Source organism: Umezawaea sp. NPDC059074, assembly GCF_042738955.1.
Classification (GTDB): domain Bacteria; phylum Actinomycetota; class Actinomycetes; order Mycobacteriales; family Pseudonocardiaceae; genus Umezawaea.
Genome location: NZ_JBHYHC010000024.1, coordinates 13,361 through 40,098 on the forward strand (window position 1 = coordinate 13,361; position 26,738 = coordinate 40,098).

The 26,738-nt window shown below is 69.4% G+C and carries 23 protein-coding genes; 16 read left to right on the forward strand and 7 right to left on the reverse strand.

Annotation, left to right across the window (positions count from 1 at the left end):
- Positions 1–124 precede the first annotated feature (124 nt).
- Positions 125–1,597: an adenosylhomocysteinase gene (ahcY, locus tag ACFWW9_RS13745; protein WP_390376019.1), complete on the forward strand. Its 1,473-nt coding sequence runs from the start codon at positions 125–127 to the stop codon at positions 1,595–1,597.
- Positions 1,598–1,620: 23 nt separating this feature from the next.
- Here ahcY and ACFWW9_RS13750 read toward each other — a convergent pair whose 3' ends face one another.
- The gene (locus ACFWW9_RS13750; protein ID WP_390376022.1) at positions 1,621–2,601 is read right to left on the reverse strand and encodes a hypothetical protein; all 981 of its coding nucleotides are present in this window, start codon (positions 2,599–2,601) and stop codon (positions 1,621–1,623) included.
- A 161-nt stretch (positions 2,602–2,762) separates the two neighbouring features.
- Here ACFWW9_RS13750 and ACFWW9_RS13755 point away from each other — a divergent pair, with 161 nt between their 5' ends.
- The 6 genes from ACFWW9_RS13755 (at position 2,763) to secA (ending at position 13,515) form a co-directional block, all read left to right on the forward strand.
- Positions 2,763–3,407 carry a dTMP kinase gene (locus ACFWW9_RS13755; RefSeq protein WP_390376025.1) on the forward strand — a complete coding sequence of 215 codons (645 nt, stop codon included), beginning with the start codon at positions 2,763–2,765 and terminating at the stop codon, positions 3,405–3,407.
- 272 nt (positions 3,408–3,679) lie between these two features.
- Positions 3,680–4,357: an MtrAB system response regulator MtrA gene (mtrA, locus tag ACFWW9_RS13760; RefSeq protein ID WP_106187587.1), complete on the forward strand. Its 678-nt coding sequence runs from the start codon at positions 3,680–3,682 to the stop codon at positions 4,355–4,357.
- 19 nt (positions 4,358–4,376) lie between these two features.
- Positions 4,377–6,296, forward strand: a complete 1,920-nt coding sequence (gene mtrB / locus ACFWW9_RS13765) for an MtrAB system histidine kinase MtrB (protein WP_390376030.1) — start codon at positions 4,377–4,379, stop codon at positions 6,294–6,296.
- On the forward strand, positions 6,293–8,038 hold the full coding sequence (locus ACFWW9_RS13770; protein WP_390376033.1) for an LpqB family beta-propeller domain-containing protein: 1,746 nt from the start codon (positions 6,293–6,295) through the stop codon (positions 8,036–8,038). The genes mtrB and ACFWW9_RS13770 overlap by 4 nt, the downstream gene beginning before the upstream one ends.
- Before the next feature lie 1,646 nt (positions 8,039–9,684).
- Complete coding sequence (gene hpf / locus ACFWW9_RS13775; RefSeq protein ID WP_390376036.1) at positions 9,685–10,377, forward strand: ribosome hibernation-promoting factor, HPF/YfiA family; 693 nt, start codon at positions 9,685–9,687, stop codon at positions 10,375–10,377.
- A gap of 279 nt (positions 10,378–10,656) precedes the next feature.
- Positions 10,657–13,515 carry a preprotein translocase subunit SecA gene (gene secA / locus ACFWW9_RS13780; protein WP_390376210.1) on the forward strand — a complete coding sequence of 953 codons (2,859 nt, stop codon included), beginning with the start codon at positions 10,657–10,659 and terminating at the stop codon, positions 13,513–13,515.
- A gap of 268 nt (positions 13,516–13,783) precedes the next feature.
- Here secA and ACFWW9_RS13785 read toward each other — a convergent pair whose 3' ends face one another.
- Positions 13,784–14,116, reverse strand: coding sequence for an Rv3235 family protein (locus ACFWW9_RS13785; protein WP_390376213.1), 333 nt, complete (start codon positions 14,114–14,116; stop codon positions 13,784–13,786).
- Between the two features lie 145 nt (positions 14,117–14,261).
- Between ACFWW9_RS13785 and ACFWW9_RS13790 the strand changes: the two genes are divergently transcribed.
- On the forward strand, positions 14,262–14,672 hold the full coding sequence (locus ACFWW9_RS13790; RefSeq protein ID WP_390376039.1) for an HAD-IA family hydrolase: 411 nt from the start codon (positions 14,262–14,264) through the stop codon (positions 14,670–14,672).
- A gap of 36 nt (positions 14,673–14,708) precedes the next feature.
- A complete protein-coding gene (locus tag ACFWW9_RS13795; protein ID WP_390376042.1) occupies positions 14,709–15,200 on the forward strand; it encodes a cysteine hydrolase family protein in 492 nt (163 codons plus the stop codon).
- A 512-nt stretch (positions 15,201–15,712) separates the two neighbouring features.
- On the opposite strand, the gene ACFWW9_RS13800 is transcribed toward ACFWW9_RS13795, so the two are convergent.
- Entirely contained in the window at positions 15,713–16,471 is a 759-nt protein-coding gene (locus tag ACFWW9_RS13800) for a TrmH family RNA methyltransferase (RefSeq protein WP_390376045.1), read from the reverse strand.
- A gap of 65 nt (positions 16,472–16,536) precedes the next feature.
- On the opposite strand from ACFWW9_RS13800, the gene ACFWW9_RS13805 reads away from it, so the two are divergent.
- The 3 genes from ACFWW9_RS13805 to ACFWW9_RS13815 are packed head-to-tail and all read left to right on the forward strand — an operon-like array spanning position 16,537 to position 19,113.
- Positions 16,537–17,214 carry a phosphotransferase gene (locus ACFWW9_RS13805; protein ID WP_390376048.1) on the forward strand — a complete coding sequence of 226 codons (678 nt, stop codon included), beginning with the start codon at positions 16,537–16,539 and terminating at the stop codon, positions 17,212–17,214.
- A gap of 16 nt (positions 17,215–17,230) precedes the next feature.
- Entirely contained in the window at positions 17,231–18,613 is a 1,383-nt protein-coding gene (locus tag ACFWW9_RS13810) for a wax ester/triacylglycerol synthase family O-acyltransferase (protein WP_390376051.1), read from the forward strand.
- A complete protein-coding gene (locus ACFWW9_RS13815; RefSeq protein ID WP_390376054.1) occupies positions 18,610–19,113 on the forward strand; it encodes a DUF6912 family protein in 504 nt (167 codons plus the stop codon). The genes ACFWW9_RS13810 and ACFWW9_RS13815 overlap by 4 nt, the downstream gene beginning before the upstream one ends.
- 766 nt (positions 19,114–19,879) lie before the next feature.
- Here ACFWW9_RS13815 and ACFWW9_RS13820 read toward each other — a convergent pair.
- A complete protein-coding gene (locus tag ACFWW9_RS13820; protein WP_390376058.1) occupies positions 19,880–20,266 on the reverse strand; it encodes a VOC family protein in 387 nt (128 codons plus the stop codon).
- Positions 20,267–20,402: 136 nt separating this feature from the next.
- On the opposite strand from ACFWW9_RS13820, the gene ACFWW9_RS13825 reads away from it, so the two are divergent.
- Both ACFWW9_RS13825 and ACFWW9_RS13830 read left to right on the forward strand, forming a co-directional pair.
- Positions 20,403–21,308, forward strand: coding sequence for a sigma-70 family RNA polymerase sigma factor (locus tag ACFWW9_RS13825; RefSeq protein ID WP_390376061.1), 906 nt, complete (start codon positions 20,403–20,405; stop codon positions 21,306–21,308).
- Positions 21,305–21,838: a TIGR03086 family metal-binding protein gene (locus ACFWW9_RS13830; RefSeq protein WP_390376064.1), complete on the forward strand. Its 534-nt coding sequence runs from the start codon at positions 21,305–21,307 to the stop codon at positions 21,836–21,838. Before ACFWW9_RS13825 ends, ACFWW9_RS13830 begins: the two co-directional genes overlap by 4 nt.
- Here ACFWW9_RS13830 and rsgA read toward each other — a convergent pair.
- Together rsgA and aroA are read right to left on the reverse strand one after the other, a co-directional pair.
- Entirely contained in the window at positions 21,835–22,848 is a 1,014-nt protein-coding gene (rsgA, locus tag ACFWW9_RS13835) for a ribosome small subunit-dependent GTPase A (protein WP_390376067.1), read from the reverse strand. The genes ACFWW9_RS13830 and rsgA overlap by 4 nt on opposite strands.
- Position 22,849: 1 nt before the next feature.
- A complete protein-coding gene (gene aroA / locus ACFWW9_RS13840) occupies positions 22,850–24,115 on the reverse strand; it encodes a 3-phosphoshikimate 1-carboxyvinyltransferase (protein WP_390376069.1) in 1,266 nt (421 codons plus the stop codon).
- Between the two features lie 104 nt (positions 24,116–24,219).
- Here aroA and ACFWW9_RS13845 point away from each other — a divergent pair, with 104 nt between their 5' ends.
- Positions 24,220–24,984 carry an SOS response-associated peptidase gene (locus ACFWW9_RS13845; RefSeq protein WP_390376216.1) on the forward strand — a complete coding sequence of 255 codons (765 nt, stop codon included), beginning with the start codon at positions 24,220–24,222 and terminating at the stop codon, positions 24,982–24,984.
- On the forward strand, positions 24,981–25,595 hold the full coding sequence (locus tag ACFWW9_RS13850) for an alpha/beta family hydrolase (RefSeq protein WP_390376071.1): 615 nt from the start codon (positions 24,981–24,983) through the stop codon (positions 25,593–25,595). Before ACFWW9_RS13845 ends, ACFWW9_RS13850 begins: the two co-directional genes overlap by 4 nt.
- Before the next feature lie 4 nt (positions 25,596–25,599).
- Here the strand turns inward: ACFWW9_RS13850 and ACFWW9_RS13855 are convergent, their stop codons facing one another.
- Positions 25,600–26,736 carry an RNA polymerase sigma factor gene (locus ACFWW9_RS13855; protein ID WP_390376219.1) on the reverse strand — a complete coding sequence of 379 codons (1,137 nt, stop codon included), beginning with the start codon at positions 26,734–26,736 and terminating at the stop codon, positions 25,600–25,602.
- Positions 26,737–26,738 lie beyond the last annotated feature (2 nt).

Consider the following 26,738-nt stretch of genomic DNA (forward strand, 5'->3'; position numbering starts at 1 on the left):
CCGCGTGGTGAGGTCGAACCGCCATAGTGGGCCATCGGCCACCCGATCACGGCGAACGGACCGGCCCGGCGTGGCGGCGGTAGGGTCGATTGACCCGTTAGTGCTGCCGTGGAGGGAACTGAGAATGACCGCCGACATCGAGGCCGCGAGGCTCCAAACCAGCAACGGGCTCGACTTCGCCGTCGCCGACCTCTCGCTCGCGGAGTTCGGCCGCAAGGAGATCCGGCTCGCCGAGCACGAGATGCCCGGCCTCATGACGCTGCGGCGCGAGTACGCCGAGGTGTACCCCCTCAAGGGCGCCCGCGTGTCCGGCTCCCTGCACATGACGGTCCAGACCGCCGTGCTGATCGAGACGCTCGTGTCGCTGGGCGCCGAGGTGCGCTGGGCGTCGTGCAACATCTTCTCCACCCAGGACCACGCGGCCGCGGCCGTCGTCGTCGGCCCGCACGGCACCCCGGAGGAGCCCAAGGGCGTCCCGGTGTTCGCCTGGAAGGGCGAGTCCCTGCCGGAGTACTGGTGGGCCACCGAGAAGATGCTGACCTGGCCCGACGGCGGCCCGAACATGATCCTGGACGACGGCTGCGACGCCACCATGCTCGTCCACAACGGCGTGCAGTACGAGAAGGCCGGTGTCGTCCCCGCAGACGACGAGAACGACTCGGACGAGTGGAAGGTCGTGCTCCAGACGCTGCGCGACTCGCTCGCGGCGGACTCCTCGAAGTGGACCAAGATCGCCGAGGGCATCCGCGGCGTGACCGAGGAGACCACCACCGGCGTCATGCGGCTCTACCAGCTGGCCGCGGCGGGCACCCTGCTGTTCCCCGCGATCAACGTCAACGACGCCGTCACCAAGTCGAAGTTCGACAACCGGTACGGCATCCGCCACTCGCTGATCGACGGCATCAACCGCGGCACCGACGTCCTCATCGGCGGCAAGGTGGCCGTGGTCTGCGGGTACGGCGACGTCGGCAAGGGCGCGGCGGAGTCGCTGCGCGGCCAGGGCGCACGGGTGATCGTCACCGAGATCGACCCGATCTGCGCGCTCCAGGCGGCCATGGACGGCTACGACGTCAAGCGCCTGGAGACGGTCCTGGAGATCGCCGACATCGTCATCACGACGACCGGCAACAAGGACGTCGTCACCGCCGAGCACATGGCGTCGATGAAGCACCAGGCGATCCTGGGCAACATCGGCCACTTCGACAACGAGCTGGACATGGCGGGCCTGTCCCGCTACCCCGGCGTCCGCAAGACCAACATCAAGCCGCAGGTCGACGAGTGGGTCTTCCCCTCCGGCAAGTCGATCATCGTGCTGTCCGAGGGCCGCCTGCTCAACCTGGGCAACGCCACCGGCCACCCGAGCTTCGTCATGTCGAACTCGTTCTCCAACCAGGTGATCGCGCAGATCGAGCTGTTCACCAAGCACCAGGAGTACGACAAGGAGGTCTACCGCCTCCCCAAGGTCCACGACGAGAAGGTGGCGCGCATCCACCTCGCGGCGCTGGGCGGCGAGCTGACCAAGCTCACCAAGGAGCAGGCGGAGTACATCGACGTGGACGTCGAGGGCCCGTACAAGTCGGACCACTACAGGTACTGATTTTGAAAGAAGGGGTGTCTCCGTCAGCTCCACTCGACGGAGACACCCGCGGTACCGGGGCCAACGTCGCTGAAGTAGGCGCTCACAACGCCTCCAAGGCCGCACACCAGTTCGTCCACGTCCACCGGTGTGGCCATCAGGCCGCTGCGGAACTGCTTGGTGCACCTGGCGGGCAGGGCCCGGCGGTGGAAGCCCATCTGCACGAGGTAGCTGCGGCAGGGGTCGCGGAAGGTGCGGTGGTGGCCGGGGGTGGGGCCGCCGGTGTCGTCGACGACGGTGTAGCTGAACACGTGCTCCTCGCCTTCGGCGAGCCGCCGGTCGAACAGCAGTTCCACGGCCAGCCCGCGCGACGCGGCCTGGCGTCTCAGACGGCCCTGCCTGCACCCCTCCCCAGGGCGGACGACGGCGCTGTCGATGCGGCTGCCCTCGTCGCCCTGGTGGACGGCCAGGTAGCGGTCCGGCCCCGCTCGCAGGGCCCGGACGACCAGGCGGGTCGTCACGGCGCGCTGCTCGTGCTGGCCGCCGATCAGGACGGCGTCGTGGACGCAGAGCATCTCCAGGTCGGCGTTCGACCGGGACGACTCGGGGATGGCGTCGAACTCCGACAGCAGCGGCGCGGTGTCGGCCCAGGCCGAAGCCAGTTCGGCGAAAGCCGAAGGCGTGGGGCGGGGGGACGGGCGCGGGCCGATGAGCGAGGTGAGCGAATCGGTCGGCAGGTTGAGCACGATCTCGAGGGCCCGCACGGTCGGGATCGCCCTCGGCACTTCCGGGTGACGCAGCCCGCGTTGCCAGTAGCTGAGCGTCGACTGGCCGACCTGCACGCCGAGCTGCTCGATGTGCGCGCGCAGCCGGGCCAGCGAGAGGCCCCGAAGCGCTATCGCGTCCCGCAGCGCCCGGTGGAACGGTCCGTAGCGCAGCGTTTCGGCTAGTGAGGCGGGCATCTCTCCGGTCGGGAGGCCGGTCGGCTCGTCAGCCGGACCGGCGTGCCCGAAGTCCGCGGTCACCGCGGCACCACCTTCCGCACGCCGAAGTGTTGGTTCACCGTAGTCACTCGATCCGGTGACCGGAAGATCCCGTTTCACCCATGTGGGTTACAAGCTTGGGACGGTTACGGCGTTCGCCTGCGTCCGATGGTGACGATCCGCCGCACAACTAGGGTGTGCGGGTGGGAAAGCTCGTGGTGATCGAAGGACTTGACGGTGCGGGGAAGCGGACCCTGGCGGGCGCGCTGACCGCGGAACTCGCCGTGCGCGGCGCGAAGGTGGCGACGGGCGCGTTCCCCCGCTACGACGAGGACGTGCACGCCGACCTCGTGCGCGACGCGCTGCACGGCAGGCTGGGCGACCTCACCGACTCGGTGCACGGCATGTCCGTGCTCTACGCGCTGGACCGGCGGGGTGCCGCCGAGCGGATCCGCGCCGACCTCGCCGAGTACGACGTGGTGCTGCTCGACCGGTACATCGCGTCGAACGCGGCGTACGGGGCCGCGCGGCTGCGGCAGGACTCGCGGGGCGAGTTCGTGGAGTGGGTCCGCGCGCTGGAGGTGGACCGGTTCGGGCTGCCGGTGCCGGACCTGCAACTGCTGCTGCGGGTGCCGACGGCGGTCGCGGCGGACCGGGCGGCGCGGCGCGAGGCGGACGACGCCGAGCGGGCCCGTGATCTGTACGAGTCGGACGGCGGGCTCCAGCAGCGGTGCTCGTCCGTGTACGACGGGTTGGCCGCCGACGGGTGGCTGGGGCCGTGGGAAGTGGTCGACGGGACTGCGGACGTGAAAATTTCTCCCCTTCTTGATCGCCTATTTGGTCGCTGATCGTCACACTAAGTGCACTCGGAAGTGCGAAGTTAACCGGGCAATATTAGGCCGTAAGGGTGGGTTTTCCTGTCCGCTTCGGTACTTTCGGTAACGAAAAGTGAGCGCACCGCGTATTAGTTCCAGACAACCGCTCAGCGGCGCTAACAGGGCGAGGTGGCCTGGTGGAACGACAGCACCAGCTGGTTACGGATCGAACCCGCGCGACGACCAGCAGCGATGATCGCTGGGCGGTGCGCGAACGGCCGGCCGTCAGTGCGACGATGTTGGGTATGAAGGCACGTGTGCTGGTGGTGGACGACGACCCCGCGTTGGCGGAGATGCTGACCATCGTGCTGAGGGGTGAGGGCTTCGACACCGCGGTGGTGGCCGACGGGGCGAGGGCCCTGCCCGCGCTGCGCGAACTCAAGCCCGACCTGGTCCTGCTGGACCTGATGCTGCCCGGCATGAACGGCATCGACGTGTGCAAGGCGATCCGCTCGGAGTCGGGCGTCCCGATCGTCATGCTCACGGCGAAGAGCGACACCGTGGACGTGGTGCTGGGCCTCGAGTCCGGCGCGGACGACTACGTGGTCAAGCCGTTCAAGCCGAAGGAGCTGGTCGCGCGGATCAGGGCGCGGCTGCGGCGGACCGAGAACGAGCCCGCGGAAACGCTGGCGATCGGCGACCTGAGCATCGACGTCCCCGGTCACGAGGTGTTGCGCGAGGGCAGGCCGATCCAGCTCACGCCGCTGGAGTTCGACCTGCTGGTGGCGCTGGCGCGCAAGCCGCGCCAGGTGTTCACCAGGGAGGTGCTGCTCGAGCAGGTGTGGGGCTACCGGCACGCCGCCGACACCCGTCTGGTGAACGTGCACGTCCAGCGCCTGCGGTCCAAGGTCGAGCGCGACCCGGAGCACCCGGAGGTCGTGCTGACCGTCCGCGGCGTCGGGTACAAGGCCGGTCCTCCGTGACAGCTGGGGAGCGCCTGGGATGACGTGGCGCACGCGACTGCTCCTCCCCGTCGTCCGGCAAGGACGGCGGGTCGTGGAGCAGGCGCGCAGGCGGTGGCTCGCGTTCGGCGAGTTGTGGCGGCGGTCGTTGCAGCTGCGGGTGGTGGTCTCCACGCTCGCGCTGTCCTCGGCCGTCGTCTTCGTGCTGGGCATGGTGCTCCAGATGCAGATCACCAACCAGTTGCTGGAGACGAAGACGAACGCCGCGATCCGGCAGGCCAAGGCCAGCGCCGCCGTGGTGCAGCCGGACCTGCTGGGGCTCAACCCCGGACCGGACTCCGTGCGCACGCGCTTCCTCAGCGCCCGCAACAAGATCAACACGGCCAGCAACGGCCAGGACGTCGCCAGCTCGGGCGCGGGGGCGTTCGAGCCGGTCTTCGACGACGCGGACAACGTCGGCGCGGACGGCCAGCCGAACGCCGTCGGACCGTACTGGGAAGTGCCCGATGGCCTGGCCAAGATGGTCGAGACCGGGTTCTCGGGCAGCCAGATCACCACGGTCGACCGCGAGACCGGCCCGACCACGCTGCTGGTCGTCGGCGTCCCGGTCAGCACGTCGGCCCGCGCCATGCAGCTCTACCTGCTGTTCCCGCTGACCACCGAGCAGGCCACCGCCGAGGTCGTGCAGAACACCCTCGTCGTCGGCGGCCTGGTCCTCCTGCTGCTGCTCGCGGTGATCGCGAACCTCGTCACGCGCCAGGTCGTCCGCCCGGTCCGGCAGGCCGCGGAGGTGGCCGAGAGGTTCGCCGACGGCAGCCTGGACGAGCGGATGATCGTGGTCGGCGAGGACGACGTCGCCCGGCTCGCCCAGTCGTACAACGAGATGGCCGAGAGCATCCAGGAGCAGATCCAGCAGCTGGAGGACTTCGGCCAGCTCCAGCGCCGCTTCACCTCGGACGTCTCGCACGAGCTGCGCACCCCGTTGACCACGGTCCGGATGGCCGCCGACGTCCTGCACGCCTCCCGCGAGCAGTTCCCCGGCGGCCTCGCCCGCTCCACGGAGCTGCTGGTCGACGAACTGGACCGGTTCGAGTCCCTGCTCGGCGACCTGCTGGAGATCAGCAAGCTCGACGCGGGCGTCGAGGAGCTGGCCGCCGACCCGGTCGACGTGCGCGTGCTGGCCCGCAGGGCGCACGACGCCGTCCGCGCCATCGCCAAGGGCAACGGCACCACGATCGTCATGGACATGCCCGACCACGAGGTCACCGCCGAGCTCGACTCGCGGCGCGTCGAGCGCATCCTGCGCAACCTCCTGGCCAACGCCGTCGACCACGGCGAGGGCCTGCCGGTGGAGCTGACCGTCCGCGGCGACGGCAACGCCGTCGCGATCACCGTCCGGGACCACGGCGTCGGCCTGCGGGCCGGCGAGGCCGAGCTTGTGTTCAACCGGTTCTGGCGCGCGGACCCGTCCCGCAACCGCCGCACCGGCGGCACCGGCCTCGGCCTGTCGATCAGCCTGGAGGACGCCCGGCTGCACGGCGGCTGGCTGGAGGCGTGGGGCGAGCGCGGCTACGGCGCGGTCTTCCGCCTGACCCTCCCGTGCACCCACGGCCACGAGATCACCAGCAGCCCGCTGCCGCTGGAGCCGACCGACCTGCCCGCCATCGAGGCCGAGCCCGTCCCCGACTCGCCGGAGCAGGTCGACCTCGCCGAGTCGGAGTTCACCTGGCAGCCCGCCAAGCCGGTCGGCGAACTGGAGTCGGGCGAGCCGCCCGCGGAGGAGACCAAGCTCGCGTGGGACTCGGAGAAGCCCGCGGAGCCCGTGAAGCTGGCCTGGGACTCGGAGACGGCGGCCGAGACCCCGGCGTTCACCTGGGACTCGGCCAAGGAGGCTCGCGAGGAAGACCGGCCGCCGGGTGCTCCCGGCCGCGACCCGTCCGACCGGGAGGAGGCCAGGTGAAGCGGCGTGTGCTGGCCCTGCTGGTGGTGCTGCTCCCGTTGACGGGGTGCGCGGCGATCCCGACGCAGACCAACCCCAAGCCGTTGGGGCCGTCGGCGTCGAGGCAGACGTCCGTCGAGGCCCCCGAGCCGGAGAAGGACCTGGACCCGCTGTCGATCGTGCGCGAGTTCATCGTCGCGTCGGCCAGCCCGGAGGGCGACTACGCCGCCGCGAAGGCGTACCTCACGCCGGACGCGCGGAAGTCGTGGAACACCAAGGGCACGCCGACGATCATCGACAACGTCTTCAACACCGTGCCGAGCAGCGGCGACTCCGACCTGCCGTCGGACGCCAAGCAGCGGACGGTGCAGGTGGTCGGCCGCAACGTCGGCAGGCTGGACCTCCAGGACAGCTCGTTCGTGCAGCAGGGCGGCGACCTCAACGAGCCCGTCCGGGTCGAGCAGGTCGACGGCCAGTGGCGCATCTCGACGCCGCCGGTGGGGGTGTTCGTCACCAGCGCGGACTTCGGCCGCGTCTACCAGCGGGTGGTGCTGTTCTTCTACGACAAGGACCGCAACGTCCTGGTGCCCGACCCGAGGTTCGTGCTCGTGCCGCCCGTCATCGGCATCCCGCAGCGGGTGACCGAGCTGCTGGTGAAGGGGCCGTCCAGCGCGATGCGCGGCGCCCTCTTCAGCGAGCTGGGCCCCGACGCGGGCATCAACAAGCCCACCGGCGAGGCGAACGACGGCGCGCTCGAGGTAGACCTGACCCGACTCGGCGACCCGAGTCCGGCCGTGCGCAAGAAGATCGTCGCGCAGGTCGTGCGGTCGTTGGCGGGCGTGACCAGCAGCCGGGTGCGCGTGCTGCTCGACGGCGCGGCCATCTCCCCGGACAGGAAGGACTGGCGGCCCGCCGACGTCCAGTCCGGCGACGCCCTGATCACCCCGTCCGCGGAGGAGCGCGGCATGGTGGCGACCAACGGCAAGCTCGTCTCGCTGCCGGACGACACGCAGGTCAAGGGCCCGGCCGGGACCGGCGAGTACAACATCGTCAGCGGCGCCCAGTCGTTGGACGGCTCACAGTTGGCCGTGGTCAGCCGCACCGGCCCGAACGCCGTCCGCCTGCTCCTCGGCCCGGCCGAGGAGGCGCTCCGCGAGGTCAACCTGGAGGCCGCCAGCCTCACCCGGCCCACGTGGGTGCCGGGGAACACGGCGGGGCAGCCTGGGACCGAGGTGTGGACCGTGGGCGATGGCGTCAACGTGTTCCGGGCCGTTCGCGGTGAGGGTGGTGTGTGGAGCACCAGCGCGGTGAACGCGACGGAGTTGGCGGGGTTCGGGCACATCGAGGAACTCCGGCTGTCGCGCGACGGTACGCGAGTGGCGTGCGTGATCAACGGGAAGCTGTTCATCGCGGCGGTGGTGCGCAGCGAGGACTCGACGCCGACGATCAGGGTGCCCCGGCCGCAGCCGACGTCGTTGGACGGGGTGGTGACGACCGTTGATTGGCTGGCGCAGGACGTGCTGGTGGCGGGGACGTCGCTGCCGAACTCGCCGGTGGTGCGGTTGAACATCGACGGGTTGAAGATCGAGCGGTACAACACGTCGAACCTGACGGTGCCGGTGACGTCGATCGCCGCTGCGCCTGGGCGGCCGGTGTTGGCACTGGACCACACGGGGTTGTGGAGTGCGAGCGAGGTCGGGGACGTGTGGCGAGGCAGCCAGGTGAAACCCGATCCGACGGGGTACGTGTTCTACCCGGGGTGAGCGGTCTCCCGGTGTGTTCCGGTTCCAGCGTCGTCACCAGGCGATTTGCGTCGTTGGTGTGGCCGATTTGACTTGGGGACCCCTCATTTTGGCCTTGATCGGGCCAAAAGGCAGTGCCCGAAGGCCTGCCCGATCTCCAATTTTAAGGCCAAAATCCCCAAGTAAAATCGGCCACGGTTGCGTGCGGCCCGTAGCGTTCCGTAGCAGGTCAACAGGCGTGTTCCGGTTCCGTAGGTGGTCGCCAGTCGGCTGCTGGTCCCGTTGTGGGTCGCCGAGTTGGCGGCCGGTCCCGTTGTGGGTCGCCAGGTCGGCTGCTGGTTTCGTTGTGGGTCGCCCAATGGGTGCACAGGCGCTGCTCGGCGCGGTCATCGGTCCGAAATTGTCGGTCCCCACCTTCATCCTGGCCTGGTGCTGACCGAACTCCTCGACCTCGTCCTCCCTCCCCGTTGCGCGGGCTGTGGTGGGCCTGGGGCGTGTTGTCCTTCCTGTCTCGCGGAGTTCGGGCCTCCCGTTTCCGTTCGGATTCGGGGGCGTCCCACCTACGCCCTCGCCGACTACCAAGGCGCTCCACGCGAACTCGTCCTCGCCTTCAAGGAGCGCGGTAGGCACGATCTCGCCACGCACCTCGGCACCCTCCTGGGCCGCGCGGTGTCCCACATCCCGGAAGCGGTTCCCGACGCTGACGGTGTCCGGTGGTTCGTCCCCGCCCCCTCGCGCCGCTCGGCCAGTCGTCGCCGGGGCGGTCCGCACGTCCTGCGCCTCGCCCGTGCGGCGGCCCGCGCCCAGACCGTCCCCGCCGCCGTAGCCCCGGCGCTGACCCTCGCTCCTGGCGTCCAGGACTCCGCGGGCCTTCCCGCCGCCGCTCGCCGGGCCAACCTTGCCGGGCGAGTGCTCCTCACCGAAGCCCTCCCACCCCCTGGCACGTCGGTGGTCCTCCTTGACGACGTTGTCACGACCGGCGCGACGGCCGGTGAGTGCGCGCGGGTTCTTCGGAGCGTGGGTGTGCGGGTGGCCGCTGTTCTCGCCCTCACGTCGGCCGCCGGCGATCGGTGGTGGTCACCACCGGGTTGATCCGATCGTCCGACCGGGTTCCTCCGGGGTCGTTTTTGATCACGCTCACATCACGTTGTCAAGATCCACTCCAAGATCGCGGAGCTCAAACCACTCGCAAGAGTGACGCTGAATAAACATCAACAATGGATTGGATCTATTCCGCTCGGTCGGGAACCTGGCGTCGACGTCGGCCGTTGGCCGGACATGACGTCCACGCGGAGGCCGAGCAGGGCCGTGACTCTGCCGAGTGGTCTGCCGCGTGGATTGCGCCATCCGGGTGAGGACGAGGGGCTGCGCGCTGCGTGGAGTGCCCCCGTTGGCACGCGCCGTGGCCAGTTTTTGTCGCGGAGCGTGACGGGACGTTTTTCTTCGAACTCCCCCGCCTCGGGGGCTGTCGCTGAGATGAATACCGGGCTAACGTGCTGCGCTATCAGCGTTCCCGGCCCGGTGGGGGAGGAGGCGAAAAGCCCATGACCCAGGTGCCGGAAGACTTGTTGAGGACGACCCTCAGCGACAATCCGCGACAACTGTTCGCGTTTCCGGTGCCGCACTGATCCAAGCCACAGCTCGCAGCAAAGCGAGGGAGGTCGTGTATGGACATCGTCGTTAAGGGCCGCAACGTCGAGGTGCCCGATCACTACAGGGTGCACGTGACGGAAAAGCTGGCCCGGCTAGAGCGCTACGACCGCAAGGTCATCCGCTTTGACGTGGAACTCTTCCACGAGCCGAACCGCAGGCAGGCGAAGAACTGCCAGCGGGTCGAGATCACCGGCAAGGGACGTGGACCCATCGTCCGCGCCGAGGCCTGCGCGGGCGACTTCTACGCCGCGCTCGACTCGGCGGTCAGCAAGTTGGAGAACAGCCTGCGCCGATCTCACGACAGAAGGCGCGTGCACCACGGGCGACGTGGCCCGACATCCGTCGCGGAAGCGACCAGTGGCCTCGGGGAAGTCGTCACCCCCACCGACACGAACGGGTCCGCGCAGCGCGTGCGGCTCGGGCAGACCGCTCTGCTCGAAGCCCCCGACCCTTCTGACGACCTCGACGCGGGCATGGCCGAAGTGCCTGCCCAGCAGCGCTGGGACGAAGGACTGGAGGACAACCTCCCCGGTCGGATCGTCCGCGAGAAAGAACACCCCGCCAAGCCGATGACCGTCGACCAGGCCCTCTACGAGATGGAGCTGGTCGGGCACGACTTCTTCCTGTTCGCGGATTCCGACTGCGGCAGGCCCAGTGTCGTCTACCGGCGGAAGGGGTTCGACTACGGCGTGATCCGGCTCGCCTGACCGGCCCAGCCGCCCATCGACCTTCGACCGAGATCCCCCGGAGCACCCGCTTCGGGGGATCTCGGCGTTTTCCCGGCACCATCTCGCCCCCTCGCCCGTTGTAGGTGTCGTGCGCGGCTCTAGCGGGGACCTGTCACAGCGCGTTCGGGACCGGTTCCTGCCTGTGTCGGTGCACACAGGTCTCGCTCTTGCCTACGATGTCGGCTAGAGCGGGCTTGTCGAGCCTGGTGGAAGGCGCCCAACCGGGCGCGTCGCGATGAGGTAATGAGGTCGACCCGGATGGTGCTGTCCCGACTGCTCCGCGCTGGCGAGGGCAAGATGCTCAAGCGCCTGCGCAACATCGCAGCGCACATCAACAACCTGGAAGACGAAGTCGTTGAGCTCACGGACGCCGAACTCCGGGAGAAGACGAACGAGTTCCGCAAGCGCTACGCCGACGGGGAGTCCCTCGACGAGCTGCTGCCGGAGGCGTTCGCCGTCGTCCGCGAGGGCGCCAAGCGCACGCTGGGCCAGCGGCCGTTCGACGTGCAGCTCATGGGTGGCGCGGCGCTGCACCTCGGGCAGATCTCCGAGATGCGCACCGGTGAGGGCAAGACCCTGACCTCGGTGCTGCCGACGTACCTCAACGCCCTGGCGGGCGAGGGCGTGCACGTGATCACGACGAACGACTACCTCGCCAAGCGCGACGCGGAGTGGATGGGCCGCGTCCACCGCTTCCTCGGTCTCACGGTCGGCGTGATCCTGTCGGAGCTGACGCCGGAGCAGCGCCGCGTGGCGTACAACGCGGACATCACCTACGGCACGAACAACGAGTTCGGCTTCGACTACCTGCGCGACAACATGGCGTGGAGCCTGGACGAGTGCGTGCAGCGCGGCCACTACTTCGGCCTGGTCGACGAGGTCGACTCGATCCTCATCGACGAGGCGCGCACGCCGCTGATCATCTCGGGCCCCGCGGACCAGTCGTCGCGCTGGTACCTGGAGTTCGCCCGGCTGTCGCCGCTGCTCAAGAAGGACGTCCACTACGAGGTCGACGAGCGCAAGCGCACCGTCGGCATCTCGGAGATCGGCGTCACCTTCATCGAGGACCAGCTCGGCATCGAGAACCTCTACGAGGCCGCGAACACGCCGCTGGTGGGCTACCTGAACAACGCCCTGAAGGCCAAGGAGCTGTTCACCAAGGACAAGGACTACATCGTCCGCGACGGTGAGGTCATGATCGTCGACGAGTTCACCGGCCGCGTGCTGGCGGGTCGTCGGTACAACGAGGGCATGCACCAGGCCATCGAGGCCAAGGAGCGCGTGGAGATCAAGGCGGAGAACCAGACCCTCGCCACGATCACCCTCCAGAACTACTTCCGCCTGTACAAGAAGCTGGGCGGCATGACCGGCACCGCCGAGACCGAGGCGGCCGAGTTCCACCAGACGTACAAGCTCGGCGTGGTGCCGATCCCGACGAACCGCCCCGCGCGCCGCCAGGACCAGCCCGACCTCGTCTACAAGACGGAGGAGGCGAAGTTCGAGGCCGTCGCGGACGACATCGCCGAGCGCCACGAGAAGGGCCAGCCGGTCCTGATCGGCACGACGAGCGTCGAGCGCTCCGAGTACCTGTCGAAGCTGCTGGTCCGCCGCGGCATCCCGCACGAGGTGCTGAACGCGAAGCACCACGACCGCGAGGCGCTGATCATCGCGAAGGCGGGCCGCAAGGGCGCCGTCACGGTCGCGACGAACATGGCCGGTCGAGGCACGGACATCGTGCTCGGCGGCAACCCGGACATCATCGCCGACCACGAGCTGCGCGAACGCGGCCTGGACCCGGTCGAGGCGCCGGAGGAGTACGAAGCCGCCTGGTCGAAGCTGATCGAGGACGTCTCCTCCGAGGTCAAGGCCGAGGCCGACGAGGTCCGCGAGGCCGGTGGCCTGTACGTGCTCGGCACCGAGCGGCACGAGTCGCGGCGCATCGACAACCAGCTGCGCGGCCGGTCCGGGCGTCAGGGCGACCCCGGCGAGTCGCGGTTCTACCTGTCGCTGAAGGACGAGCTGATGCGGCGCTTCAACGCCGCGATGGTCGAGACGGTCATGACCCGGCTGAAGGTGCCGGACGAGGTCCCGATCGAGCACAAGATGGTCACCAGGGCCATCCGCAGCGCGCAGACGCAGGTCGAGCAGCAGAACTTCGAGATCCGCAAGAACGTGCTCAAGTACGACGAGGTGATGAACCTCCAGCGCAAGGTGATCTACGCCGAGCGGCACCGGGTGCTGGACGGCGAGGACCTGCGCGAGCAGGTCGAGCACATGATCACCAGCGTGGTCGAGGAGTACGTGGACGGCGCCACCGCCGACGGGTACTCCGAGGACTGGGACTTCGAGCAGCTGTGGACGGCGTTGAAGACGCTGTACCCGATCCAGCTGGACTGGAAGAAGCTCGTCGAGGGCGACGACGACATCACCCGCGAGTCCTTGCGGGAGGTTCTCCAGGCGGATGCTCTCGAGGCCTACGAGGCTCGGGAAGCCGACATCGACTCGCGCGTCGGGCCTGGGGCCATGCGGGAGCTGGAGCGGCGGGTGCTGCTGTCGGTGCTGGACCGCAAGTGGCGCGAGCACCTGTACGAGATGGACTACCTGAAGGAAGGCATCGGCCTCCGGGCGATGGCGCAGCGGGACCCGTTGATCGAGTACCAGCGGGAGGGCTTCGAGATGTTCAACAGGATGTTGGACGCCTTGAAGGAGGAGATGGTCGGGTTCCTGTTCAACCTCCAGGTGGAGGCTGCCGAACCTGAGCCCGTTGCCGCTCCGCCGATTCCTGTTTCGTTGAGCAACGGGGCTGGGGCGTTGACCGGTAGTCGGGCTCGGGCACGGGCTGTGGCTGCTGAGGCTCCCGCGCCTGCGGCTCCTGAGGCGCCTGCTGGGCCCGCGTTGGCGCAGTTGTCGGCTGGGTCGGCTATTCCGCCCGCTTTGCGGGGGAAGGGGCTGGATGAGCCTGGGCGGCAGCGGTTGAGCTACTCCGGGCCTAACGAGGACGGGGAAGCCGAGGCTGTTCGTGAGGACGAGGGGGATGACTCCGCTGGGACTCGGAAGGAGCGTCGGGCTGCGGCTCGGGCTCAGGCCAAGTCTGCTCGTAAGGGGCCTCGTCGGTAGGTGGTCTTTGAACGGCTAACCCCCGGTTGCGCCAATTGTCCCACCCTCTTTCGCTTTGTCAAGCCTGGAAAGACGGCTTGACAAAGCGAAAGAGGGTGGGGGGCGCAAAAACAACCGGGGGCCGGCCGGGGTGGGGGTTAGAAGAACCTGCCGGCATGGTGCGGTTGGTCTCGGTGCGAGTGCCGGCCGGGGGCCGGAAGATTTTTGGTCCAGTCCCGCACGGTGCAGGTGCCGGCCGGGGGCCGGAGGAGAGTGCGGATCGAGGGGCTTACGTCAGTATTTTGAAGACGGAGCAGACCCATGATCCGGCCAGGTGTTCTATGCGGGCTGCTACTGCGTAGACGCGGTCTTCTCTGTGGAGGCTTGCTGCTGCCTCGGCTGCGTTTGGGTCTACTCGGCAGAGGCGGACCTTGCCCAGTTTCATGCGGCCGCCTAGGACCTTGAGGTCTCGTAGGACGCGTCCGTCCACCACGTCCCTGAGTTGGTGTGGGGTGCGTCGGCCTTCCATTGCTTCCACCACGAACGTCAGCAGGCGTCGGGCGTCGTCCTCGCTCAGCCTTCGCTCCGGTGCTTGTCGCATGGCTGGTACTTCGATCTTCATCGGTGTTGACAGTGATCCCAGGCCACGCAGCAACTCGACCTCCACCCACTTCTGCCTTCTGCTGACTTGACCCAGGTTCCGAGTGGGTGGGGGCTGGATCAGGACGACGATCACCCGGTTCAGCTACCCGGCGTAGGTTTTGGGGGTGCTGCGTGGACTGGTCTTGGACTTTGGTGGGGTGCTCACCGATTTTGGTGACGACGGGGCCGTTGAGCCTCCTCTTCTGACTGTTGTTCGGGAGGTTCGTGGGCGGGGGGTCAAGACCGGGCTGCTGTCCAATGCGGATGGGTTGTGGGCGCCTCCTCGGGAGTGGGCCGGGCTGTTCGACGTGGCCGTCGTGTCCGGGGAGGTGGGGATGGCCAAGCCTGATGTGGACATCTACCTGCTTGCTGCGGAGCGGTTGGGTCTGGCTCCTGGTGAGTGCGTGTTCGTGGATGACCTGGCCGTGAACGTTCGTGGTGCTGCCGAGGCTGGAATGGTTGGGGTGCACCACACCTCCGTTGCCGCGACTGTTGGTGAGCTGGAGGTTCTGCTGGGGGTGCCGCTGCTACGCTGAAGATCAACTCTTCGTGAAGTCAGGTGATCTTTCCCGGTGTTCAGCGCTCGGTCGGTTCTGGTTCTGGTGGAACTCCAGCAGCGGATCCTCACCACACCCCTCGCTCCCCACTCCGGTGTCGCCGTGGTCGAGGCGAGTGTGCGGTTGCGGGACGCCTTCGACGCCGTGGCGGCTCCGGTGGTGATCGTTCGGCATCTTCGTGGTGACGGGGCGGACGAGATCGTCGAGTCGTTGGAGCCTGGGCGCGGTGAGCACCTGGTGACCAAGACGGGGGTCGACGCGTTCACGGGGACTCGGCTGGTGTCCGATCTGCGGGATCTGGGGGCCAAGTCGTTGGTCATCGCGGGGGTTTCCACGAAGCACGGTGTCGGTGCGACGGCGGCCAAGGCGTTGGCGCTCGGGCTTGAGGTGACCGTCGTGTCCGACGCGTCCGCCAGCACGACCGTGGAGGAGCACCAGGCCACGTTGTGGCGGTTGTCCGAGGACGGGGTCACCGTCAGCACCGTCGCGGAACTCCTGGCGCGCTGACACGGGTGTTCCACCCCCGCGGAGTGCGTTGGGCTGCTAAGGCTCCCTCTCCAGGGTTAATCGGTGACCGTCAGCGATAAAAAGCGACCCCTGTTCGGTCATTGTGCCGTCCTTGTTCGCCCGCGTAACTTCGAGTTGTCAGCATCGAATAGCGAGGGGGTGGACATGCGAAAGTTGGTCGCGATTGTTGTCGGGGAGTCGGGCCCGTTTCCGGGTGTCCGCCCCCGAGTGCTTCCCCCTCGCTACCAGGGTGTTCCTGTTGGGGAGGCGGTGGTGGTGTTCCGCGACTTCGGGTCGGCGTGCTTTTCCGGGTAGTTGTGAAAGTGATTCCGGAGTGAACTGCGGCGCGAGTTCGGGAAGTCGCCGCCGTGGTTTCCAGGCGTCGGTCGGGGAATGCCGAGGCGGATTGCCGGGCGCTGTGAGCGTGGGTGACTACCACGTGCACCCGTTCGGCAATCCGCGTCTCAAGCTCGCTGGGCCCGCCGCTGGGTGCACGCGGCGGGTCCAGTCGACTACTTCCTCGCCTCGCGCCTGCGGACCACCTCGAAGCAGAGGACGGCGGCGGCGCTGGCCACGTTGAGGGACTCGACGCCCGCGAACATCGGGATCGACAGCCAGCCGGTCACGTGCGGGCGGACGTCGTCGGAGATGCCGTTGGTCTCGCTGCCGAGCACGAACGCCGCCTTCTCCGGCAGGTCGGCCGTGTAGATCGACTCGTCGGCGTGGGCGTCCAGCGCGAACAGCGGGTAGCCGTGGGCGCGGAGGTTCGCGGCGGCCTCGGCGGCGGTCGCGCAGCGCAGCATCGGCGCGCGGAACGCGACCCCGGCGGACGACTTGACCACCAGCGGGTCGATCGAGGCGACACCGCGGCGCGGCACCACGATGCCGTCCAGGCCCGCCGCGGTCGCGGTGCGCAGGATCATGCCGACGTTCGCGGGCGTGGTGATGCCGTCGAGCACCAGGACGCCGCGCGGGGGAGTCGGGCCGTCCAGCGCCAGGTCCAGCGGGAGCATCCGGGGCGCGACGACGTCGGCCAGCACGCCCTGGTCGTGCCGCCCGTTGCCCGCCAGCACCTTGACCCGCTGCTCGGTCGCGCGCTGCACGCGCACCCCGCGCCGCTTGGCCGCGTCGAGGATCTCCCTGGCCGCCGCCCCGCGGGCCGTGTCGGCGAGCATGACCTTGTCCACGTCGAGGCGCGGGTCGTCGAGCGCTTCGAGGACCGGCTTGCGGCCGTAGACCGTGACGAACTTGTCCTTGGGGGAGATTTCCACGCCCAGAAGGGTGCCATGCCCGATTAGGGGCTTGCATTGGCGGCGTCAACCATGAGGATCGTCACATGAGCTCGGGCGAGCGCAGCGTTGCGCACCGCGCCCGCCTCTTGGCCAGCGGCCAGGACGCGGACGTCTTCTTGCGGCCGGACGGCCTCCTGGTCAAGCACAACCGCGACGGCCGGGACCTCGATCCCGAAGCCGAGCTGATGCGCTACCTGCGCAAACGCGGCATCCCGGTGCCGAGGGTCTACGGCGTCGAGGACCACGACCTCGTCATGGAGTACGTCCCCGGCCCCCGCATGTCGGCGGAACTGGACCGCAGGCCGTGGCGGGCGGCGGCGCTCGGCCGCGAGCTGGCCGACCTGCACCACCGCCTCGACGACGTCCCGGCCCCCGACTTCCTGCCCGGCGCGGCGCACGGGGCGCTCCTGCACCTCGACCTGCACCCCGGCAACGTCGTCCTGGGCCCGGACGGCCCCGTGGTGATCGACTGGGCGTGCGCCGCCCGTGGCGACCGCCGCGTCGACCTCGCCCTGAGCTGGCTGGCGATGGCCGTCGGCAAGCTCCGGCCCGTCCGCCGCGCGGCCCGGTCGCGGTTGGTCAAGTCGTTCCTCGCGGGTGTCGACGACGCCGTCCGGCAGGCCATGCCCGCCGCCGCCGAGATCCGGCTGGCCCGCCACGACCGCGACCCGGACGAGGTCAGGGCCGTGGAGGAGCTGGTTGCCCGCTGTCGGCGGCCCTGACCTATAACCTGATCTCATGCCCGATCGCCTGTCCGCGTTGGACGCCTCGTTCCTGTACCTGGAGGACGCCACGACGCCGATGCACGTCGGTGGGGTCGCGGTGTTCCGCCGACCGCGGACGGGGTTCGACTACGACCGCCTGGTGGAGCTGATCGAGCAGCGCCTGCCGCTCGTGCCGAGGTACCGCCAGAAGGTCGTGCACGTCCCCGGCAGGCTGGCCAGGCCGGTGTGGGTGGACGACCCGGACTTCGACGTCACGTACCACGTGCGCCGCTCCGCGCTGCCCAAGCCGGGCACCGACGCGCAGCTGCACGACCTCGTGGCGCGCCTGATGTCGAGGCCCCTCGACCACACCCGCCCGCTGTGGGAGACGTACCTGGTCGAGGGCTTGAAGGGCAACCAGATCGCCGTCATCACCAAGACCCACCAGGCCGTGGTGGACGGCGTGGGCGCGATCGAGATCGGCCAGGTGATGCTCGACGTGTCACCGACCCCGCGCAGACCGCTGGAAAGCCTGTGGATGCCCCAACCGGAACCCAGCTCGTTCCAGCTGGTCGCCGACGCCGTCGCCGAGGTCGTCCAACGCCCCGGCGAACTGGTGGAGAACGTCCGCTCAGCCGCCCTCGACGCCGTCAACACCGTCGAAAAGGTCGCTGGCGCACTGGGCGGCCTCGCGTCAGCACTGCGCACCGCGTCCACTCCCGCACCCGGCAGCCCCCTCAACGTCCGCATCTCCCCGGCCCGCCGCTTCGCCGTGGCCAGGGGCACGCTGGACCAGTTCCGCGCCATCCGCAAAGCACACGGCGGCACCATCAACGACGGCGTCCTCGCCGTGCTGTCGGGCGCGATGCGCGCCTGGCTGATGTCGAGGGGCGAGGTCGTCTCGGCCCACACGACGATGCGCGCCATGGCCCCCCTCTCCGTCCGGGACGAGGACGGCTCCAACGGCGTAGCGGCCTACCTGATCGACCTCCCGGTAGGCGAACCAAACCCGGTGGTGCGCCTCCACCACGTCAGCCACGCCATGCGCGCCCACCAGGAATCCGGCCAGTCCGTAGCGGCGGACACCCTGGTCAAGGTCTCCGGCTTCGCCCCACCAACCCTGCACGCCCTGGGCGCTCGCGCGGCGAGCTCGTTCTCCCGCAGGCTGTTCAACGTGGTCGTCACCAACGTCCCAGGCCCCCAGGTACCGCTGTACGCGGCCGGGGCCCGGATGACCGAGATCTTCCCGGTCGTCCCCCTGGCCAAGAACCAAGCCCTGTCGATTGGCGTCACGTCGTACGACGGTGGTGTTTACTTCGGTCTCAACGCCGATCGCGACGCCATGTCCGATGTGGACGTTCTAGCTGCGATGGTCGAGGAATCCGTGGAAGAACTGATGGGGACGGTGTCGGAATGAGGGTCTACCTTCCGGCGACCGTGGCCATGCTGCGAGACCTGGTGGAAACCGGCGAATTCCGCCCGGTCGGCGGCACCGCGTTCGCTCTGACACCCGCACTGCGGGAGTCGTACGCGGTGGGGGACACGGAGGAGCTGGAGTACGCGGCGATGCTCGACGCGGCCCGCGCCTCCATCCGGTTGTTGGCCGCCGAACTCGGCACCGACGACAAGGCGATGCCTCGGCGGGCCGTGGTGTCGGTGGACGTCGAGGACGTGAAGCTTCGGCCTGACCTGGACTTCTCGGTGGTGAAGGTGTCCGGGGCCGTGCCGATGGAGCTGGTGGCGGCCGTGCACCTGGACACATCGGAGGCCGAGGACGCGGTTCGGGCGGCAGCTGAGGTGATCGACGAGGCGGACCTGGGGGATCCGGATGCGGAGTTCACCCTGGGGTCGGCCGAGGACCACGAGCTGGCTTGGTACGCGCGGCAGGAGCTGCCGTTCTTGTTGGACCTGATGTAGGGGTTTGGGCGGGGTCTCCCGGCGGCTTCGGCTTCCGGCGTGGTTGGTTGGTGGCTCCGGCTTCCAGCCGGGCCCACCCAGCGGCTACGGCTTCCAGCCTGGCCGGTCGGCGGCTTCGATTTCCAGCCCGCTGTGTCCGATTTGATTTGGGGCCCCTAGATTTGCCCCTTGATCGGGCCAAAAGGCAGTGCCCCAAAGCCCTGCCCGATCTCCAATTTTAAGGGGCAAATCCCCCAAATAAAATCGGACACGAACCAACCAGCCAGCCCCAGCAGGTAGGCAATCGGCCATCAAGCCTGCTGCCGCAGGCAACCCTGCGCCATCGACTCCCGTAGGCCTGCCGCAGGCAACACTTCGCCGTGAACCTCTGCGGGCCTGCCGGAGGCAACCCTGCGACTTCCGCCCCTGTAGGCCTGCCGCAGGCAACCTTCACCTGAGGCACCGCAGGTCTGGCCCTTACCGCCTGGCCACATCGGCAGCCGTAGTCGGCGGGCCCCCGGCCTCAACTCGGCCCCGTGACCAACCCGACCCAAATCCAAATTGCACCGATCGCAACCGCACCAAATATCTTCCGGCCCCCGGCCGGCACTCGCACCGCACCAAGACCGCAACGTGCCGGCAGGTTCTTTTAACCCCCACCCCTGGCGGCCCCCGGTTGTTTTTGCGCCCCCACCCTCTTTCGTCTTGTCAAGGCGTCTTTCCAGCCTTGACAAGACGAAAGAGGGTGGGATAATTGGCGCAACCGGGGGTTCCCCCATCCAACGGATCACATCCCGTCAGCAGGCTCCCACAACTCGATCCGATTCCCCTCCGGATCCACGCACCACCCGAACCGCCCGAACTCCGAATCCTCGGTCTGGGGCAGCACCTCAACCCCTCGAGCCTTCAACTTCGCCAACAGGATCCGCAGGTCGTCCACCCGCAGGTTCAACATGGCCCGCTGCCCAGGCTCTCCGAGGTACTCCGTGTTGTTCGCGAACAACGCGATCGTCGTAGTCCCGGGCGCCGCGTCGGTAGCCGACTCGTCCCAGTGGAACGTCACAGTCCCGTGGTCGTTCATCGGCACACCGAGGTTGTCCCGGTACCAGACCGCCAACCGCGCGGGATCCCTGGCGCGAAAGAAGATGCCGCCGATCCCAGTTACCTGCGCCATGGCGCGCAGGCTACCGCTACACCCGCTCCCCCCGACATGGCCGCGACCCGGTCGGGTTAACGACCCCATCCGTTCATACGAACCGATGACTTTCCCCCGCGCCACGGGTCTGCACTGGGGAACAAGGAGGCTGACCATGGCGGACGACTTCATCCAGCTCTCGGACCCGTTCCGGCGGGAACTGCTGGTTCACTGCTACCGGATGCTCGGCAGCGTCCACGAGGCCGAGGACCTGGTGCAGGAGACCTACCTCCGCGCGTGGAAGGCCTACGACCGCTTCGAAGGCAGGTCGTCCCTCCGCACCTGGCTGTACCGCATCGCCACCACCACCTGCCTCACCGCCATCGAGAAACGCGCCCGCCGCCCCCTCCCCACCGGCTTGGGCACCGACTCCGACCCCTTGGACGACCTCGTCGAAGGCGACGAGATCCCCTGGCTCGAACCGATCCCCGACGCCGCCACAGCCGACCCGGCCACCATCGTGACCGGCCGGGAAACGATCCGACTGGCCTTGATCGCCTCCCTTCAATACCTCCCACCCAGGCAACGAGCCGTCCTCATCCTCCGAGACGTCCTCAAGTGGCGAGCCGCAGAAGTCGCCGACCTCCTCGAAACATCCACCGCCGCCGTCAACAGCGCCCTCCAACGAGCCCACGCCCATCTGGCCGACATCACCGAAAACGACGTAGAAGAACCGACCACGAAGACCCAACGCGACATCCTCGACCGCTACACGACAGCCTTCGAGAACAAGGACATCCCCACCCTCATCAGCCTCTTCACCGCCGACGTCATCTGGGAGATGCCCCCGTACAAGTCCTGGTACCGAGGCCCGGACGCGATCGCCACCCACCTCAAGGTCCGCTGCCCAGGCGACATCCGCGTGACCCCGACCCGCGCCAACGGCCAACCCGCCTTCGGCGTCTACCTCAGCGGCAAGCCGTTCAACATCCAGGTGCTGACGATCGGCGACAAGGGGATCTCCCACGTCGTCAACTTCCTCGACCCGTCCCTGTTCCCGGTGTTCGGACTGCCGTCGTGAACCACGTGGCCCTGCTCGAACGAGCCGTCGCCTACACCCTCGGCTGCCTCCGAACAGCCACTCCAGCGGCCCTCGCACGCCCCACCCCGTGCCACGACTGGACCCTCCAGGACCTCCTGGAACACCTCATCGACTCCCTCACCGCCCTCCGCGAGGCAGCGGAAGACGGCCACGTCCCGCTAACACCCACCACCGACCCACCACAGGACCCCATCACCGCCACCCGCGACCAAGCCCGCCGCCTCCTCGGCGCGTGGACCACGCAGAACGGCCGCGAGATCACCATCGGCGGCTGCCCGCTCACCACGGACATCGTCGCCCGCGCAGGAGCACTGGAGGTCGCCGTCCACGGCTGGGACATCGCCCGAGCCTGCGGCGAACCACGCCCACTCCCGCAAGCGCTAGCCGACGAGCTGTACCCGTTGGCACTACTGCTCGTCAGCGACGCCGACCGCCCACAACGCTTCGCCGCACCGGTCGAACCGAGCACCCCGGCCGACCGGCTCCTCGCCTACCTGGGCCGCCGCTAGTCCGGGTACTCCTCCAGCCCGGCGCGGGACGACAACAGCCGTCGCAGCGAGTCCAACCGCCCCTGCGTCGCCACCCCGGTGGTGACCAGCTCGTCCAGCATGCAGTCCGGGTCCTCCGGCGCGCCGAGGTGCCCGCACCCGGAGGGGCACTCCTCGGCCATCTCCCGCATCCCCGGAAACGCCGCCACGATGTCGGTCGGCGTGATGTGCGCGAGCCCGAACGACCGGATGCCCGGCGTGTCCACCGCCCACCCGCCTTCGGGCAGCGGCAGCGCCACGGTCTGCGTCGACGTGTGCCGTCCCTTGCCGACCCCGCTGACCACGCCGACCGCCCGGTTCGCGCCCGGCACGAGCTGGTTGATCAGCGTCGACTTGCCGACGCCGGAGTGCCCGATCAACGCCGACACCTTGGTCGCCATCTGCTCCCGCAACGCCTTCGGGTCCTCGTCCGACCGCGTCACGACCACCACGAGGTCCAGTTCGGCGTACGCGGCGAGCAGGTCCTCCGGCGACGCCAGGTCCGCCTTCGTCAGGCACAGCACCGGCGTCAGCCCGCCCGCGTACGACGCGACCAGGCACCGGTCGATGAACCCGGTGCGCGGCTCCGGGTTCGCCAGCGCCGTCACGATGATCAGCTGCTGCGCGTTGGCGACCACGACCCGCTCGAACGGGTCCGTGTCGTCCGCGGTGCGCCGCAGGACGCTGTTCCGCTCGGCGACCTTCACGATGCGCGCCAACGTGTCCGGCTGCCCGGACGCGTCGCCGACCAGCCCGACCCGGTCGCCGACGACGACCGGCGTCCGCCCCAGTTCCCGCGCCCGCATCGCGGTGACGAGGCGGTTCGGGTCGTCGTCCAGCGCGCACGTCCACCGGCCGCGGTCCACGCCCACGACCATCGCGGGCACGGCGTCCGCGTGTTCGGGGCGTTTCTTGCTGCGCGGCCGGGTGCCCTTCCCCGGCCGGACCCGGACGTCGGACTCGTCGAGCTTGTGCCAGTCGCCACGGCTCACGTCAACGGACCTCGAGCATCGTCGCCCACATTCCTGGGAAGTCGGGAATCGTCTTGGAGGTGCTGCCGATGTCGTCGACCTCGACGCCCGGCACGACCAGGCCGATGATCGCACCCGCGGTCGCCATCCGGTGGTCGGCGTACGCGCGCCACGGTCCGCCGCGCAGCGGCTTGGGGTCGATGACCAGCCCGTCCTCGGTCTCCTCCGCCGCGCCGCCGACGCCGTTGATCTCGGCGACGAGCGCCGCGAGCCGGTCCGTCTCGTGGCCGCGGATGTGCGCCACGCCGCGGATCCGCGTCGGGCCGTCGGCCAGCGCCGCCAGCGCCGCCACCGTCGGGGTCAGCTCGCTCTCGTCGTGCAGGTCGATGTCCAGCCCGGTCAACCGCTCGGGCCCGCGCACGGTGAGCCCGCGCTCGTCCAGCACGACCTCGCAGCCCATCCGCGTCAGGATGTCGCCGACGGCGTCACCGGCCTGGGTCGTCTTCGTCGGCCAGCCGGGCACCGTCACCTCGCCCCCGGTCACGGCCGCGGCGGCGAGGAACACCGTCGCGTTCGACAGGTCCGGCTCCACGTGCCACTCGCGGCCGCGGATCGGGCCCGGCGCGACCGTCCACGTGTTCGGCCCCTGGTCGTCCACCTCGACGCCCGCGGCGCGCAGCACCTCGACGGTCATCGCGATGTGCGGCAGCGAGGGCACGGGCTTGCCGTCGTGCAGCACTCGCACACCGTGGTCGTAGCGCGCGCCGGACAGCAGCAGCCCGGAGACGAACTGCGACGAGCCCGAGGCGTCGATCGTCACGTCGCCGCCGCGCAGCGAGCCGGTGCCGTTCAGCGTGAACGGCAGCCCGCCGCCGGTGATGTCCGCGCCGAGCGCGCGCAGGGCGTCGAGGACGGTCCCCATCGGGCGGAGGCGGGCGTGCGGGTCGCCGTCGAACCGGATCTCGCCGGTGGCGACGGCGGCGGCGGGCGGCAGGAACCGCATGACCGTGCCCGCGAGGCCGCAGTCCACGTCCGCGGGACCGCGCAGCTCACCGGGCACGACGAGCCAGCTGCCGTCGGGGCCGTCGGTGATGGAGACCCCCAGCGAGCGGAGGGCCTCCACCATCAGGGTGCTGTCGCGGCTGCGCAGGGGTGCGTGCAGCGTCGAGGGGCCGTCGGCCAGTGCGGCCAACAGCAGCAAGCGGTTGGTGATCGACTTGGAGCCGGGCACGGGTACCGTCGCGGTGACGGGGCCGTTGGCGGTGGGAGCGGACCACTGCTGAGTCATGGGTCGATGATTCCGCATGCGGTGGTCGAGGGGTCGCACCGGTGCTGATGACGTGCGACGATGGCTTGCCCAGAAGTTGATCTGGCGCGGAGGTGAGCTCGGAAGTGTGCGGCAGGTACGCCTCGACCAAGGACCCGGCGCTGCTGGCGGCGGAGTTCGACGCGGTGGACGCCACGGAGGGTGACGCCCCCGGTCCGGACTACAACGTCGCGCCCACCAAGTCCGTGCTGGCAGTGGTGCAGAGGCACCCCCGCGACGAGTCCGGCGAACCGGACCCCTCGGTCACGGAGCGCAGCCTCCGGGTGATGCGCTGGGGCCTGGTCCCGCACTGGGCGAAGGACCTGTCCGGCGCGGCGAAGATGATCAACGCCCGCGCCGAGAGCGTCCTCGCGAAGCCGTCCTACCGCGACTCGGCGGCCAAACGGCGGTGCATCATCCCCGCCGCCGGTTGGTACGAATGGCAGCCGGGAGAAGGCAGGAAGCAGCCTTACTTCATCAATCCTAATGACGGCTCCAGCCTGGCTATGGCCGGAATCTGGTCCGTCTGGTGGCAGCCGGACGAGGAACTGGGTCGCAAGGCCGTCATCACCTGCGCCGTGCTGACGATCGACGCCATCGGCGAGATGACGACGGTCCACCACCGCATGCCCCTGCTGCTGCCCCGCGACCACTGGGAGTCGTGGCTGGACCCGGACTCGACCGACCCCTCCGGCCTGCTGGAACCCGACCCGACGCTCGTGTCGGAGCTGGAGCTGCGCCCGGTCTCGACGGCCGTCAACAGCGTCCGCAACAACACCCCGGACCTGATGGACCCGATCTCGCTGACGGCCGACGCGATGCCTGAACCCACCCTGTTCGAGAAGTCGTGACCAGCGTCCTCGTCGACACGCCGCACGGCCCGGCCAGGGCCGAGCTGCACTGCTCGGCGGAGGGACGAGCGGCGTTGCTGCTGGGCCACGGCGCGGGCGGTGGCATAGGCGCCCCCGACCTGGTCGCCGCCACCCGTGCGGCGGTGGACGCGGGCGTCCACGTGGCCTTGGTCGAACAGCCGTACCGCGTGGCGGGCCGCAAGGCCCCCGCCCCGGCGGGCCAGTTGGACACCGCGTGGCTCGCCGTGGTCGAGGACCTGGGCGTGCGGTGGTTCGACGGGATGCCCCTGCTGTTCGGCGGCCGCTCCTCCGGTGCCAGGGTGGCGTGCCGGACCTCCGTGGAGGGCCTGGCGGTGGCCGTCCTGTGCCTCGCGTTCCCCGTCCACCCACCGGGCAAGCCGGAGAAGTCCCGCCTCGGCGAACTGGCCGGTGTGGAGGTGCCCACGCTCATCGTGCAGGGCGAAACGGACCCGTTCGGGCGTCCCGAAGCGGCCCACCACCGGGAAGTGGTCCTGCTGAAGGGGGACCACTCCCTGAAGGCCGACGTGGACGGCCTGCACCGCGCCGTGGGGGAGTGGCTGGCCAGGGTCCTGCGCCCGCTGGAGGTCTGAGGCGTCAGGAGCCACCTGCCCGAAGCCGAGCCGCTTGCCGGGTCAGGTGGTCGACCTCGGCCAGGTTGGTGGCCTTCGCCGCCGCCTCCGCGTACAGCCGAGCGGCGACCTCCACCTCCCCGCCCTTCTCGCGCAGGTGGGCGGCCACCGCCGCGTACCGCGGCAGCGACTCGTCCAACCCGGCCAGAGCCGCCAACCCGGCCCGTGCCCCGTCCGCCTCCCCGACCGCGACGGCCCGGTTCAGTCGAACCACCGGGCTGTCCGTCACCAGCACCAGCTCGTCGTACCACTCGACGATCTGCACCCAGTCCGTCTCCTCGGCCACCAGCGCGTCGGCGTGCAGGGCGGCGATGGCGGCCTGGGCCTGGAACTCCCCCAACCGGTCCCGCGACAGGGCCCGCTGCAAGATCTCCACCCCTTCGGCGATGGCCTCGACGTCCCACAGCCCGCGGTCCTGCCGGGCCAGCGGCACCAACGCCCCGCCCGCGGTGACCCGAGCCGCCCGCCGGGCGTGGTGCAGCAGCATCAGCGCCAGCAACCCGGCCACTTCCGGGTGGTCGACGACCGCCGCCAGTTGCCGTGCGAGCCGAATGGCCTCGGCCGCCAGGTCCACGTCCCCGGAGTACCCCTCGTTGAACACGAGGTACAGCACCCGGAGCACGGTCCCGACGTCGCCCGGCTGGTCGAACCGCACACCCCCGACCACCCGCTTCGCCCGGCTGATCCGCTGCGCCATCGTCGCCTCGGGCACCAGGTAGGCACGGGCGATCTGCCGGGTGGTCAGCCCCCCGACCGCGCGCAACGTCAACGCGACCGCCGCCGACGGCGACAACGACGGATGAGCGCACAGGAAGTACAGCCGGAGGGTGTCGTCCTGATCGGGAACGTCCGCGGGCGCGGGCTCGACCACGTCCTCGCGCCGCCGTCGAGCCACCTCCGCCCGCGTCGCGTCCAGGAACCGACGCCAGGCGACCGTGATCAGCCACCCCTTCGGGTCCCGAGGCGGATCGGCGGGCCACACCCGAAGGGCCTCCACCAGCGCGTCCTGCACGGCGTCCTCGGCCGCCGCGAAGTCGGCTCCGCGGCGGACGAGGACGCCCAGCACACCGGGCGTGAGGCTCCTGACCAGGGCCTCGGGCAGGA

Bases quoted from the DNA above. Each gene is read 5' to 3' on its own strand.
- ahcY (WP_390376019.1), top strand. From the start codon at position 125: ATGACCGCCGACATCGAGGCCGCGAGGCTCCAAACCAGCAACGGGCTC.
- mtrA (WP_106187587.1), top strand. From the start codon at position 3,680: ATGAAGGCACGTGTGCTGGTGGTGGACGACGACCCCGCGTTGGCGGAG.
- mtrB (WP_390376030.1), top strand. From the start codon at position 4,377: ATGACGTGGCGCACGCGACTGCTCCTCCCCGTCGTCCGGCAAGGACGG.
- hpf (WP_390376036.1), top strand. From the start codon at position 9,685: ATGGACATCGTCGTTAAGGGCCGCAACGTCGAGGTGCCCGATCACTAC.
- secA (WP_390376210.1), top strand. From the start codon at position 10,657: ATGGTGCTGTCCCGACTGCTCCGCGCTGGCGAGGGCAAGATGCTCAAG.
- ACFWW9_RS13785 (WP_390376213.1), bottom strand. From the start codon at position 14,116: ATGAAGATCGAAGTACCAGCCATGCGACAAGCACCGGAGCGAAGGCTG.
- ACFWW9_RS13805 (WP_390376048.1), top strand. From the start codon at position 16,537: ATGAGCTCGGGCGAGCGCAGCGTTGCGCACCGCGCCCGCCTCTTGGCC.
- ACFWW9_RS13810 (WP_390376051.1), top strand. From the start codon at position 17,231: ATGCCCGATCGCCTGTCCGCGTTGGACGCCTCGTTCCTGTACCTGGAG.
- ACFWW9_RS13815 (WP_390376054.1), top strand. From the start codon at position 18,610: ATGAGGGTCTACCTTCCGGCGACCGTGGCCATGCTGCGAGACCTGGTG.
- ACFWW9_RS13820 (WP_390376058.1), bottom strand. From the start codon at position 20,266: ATGGCGCAGGTAACTGGGATCGGCGGCATCTTCTTTCGCGCCAGGGAT.
- ACFWW9_RS13825 (WP_390376061.1), top strand. From the start codon at position 20,403: ATGGCGGACGACTTCATCCAGCTCTCGGACCCGTTCCGGCGGGAACTG.
- aroA (WP_390376069.1), bottom strand. From the start codon at position 24,115: ATGACTCAGCAGTGGTCCGCTCCCACCGCCAACGGCCCCGTCACCGCG.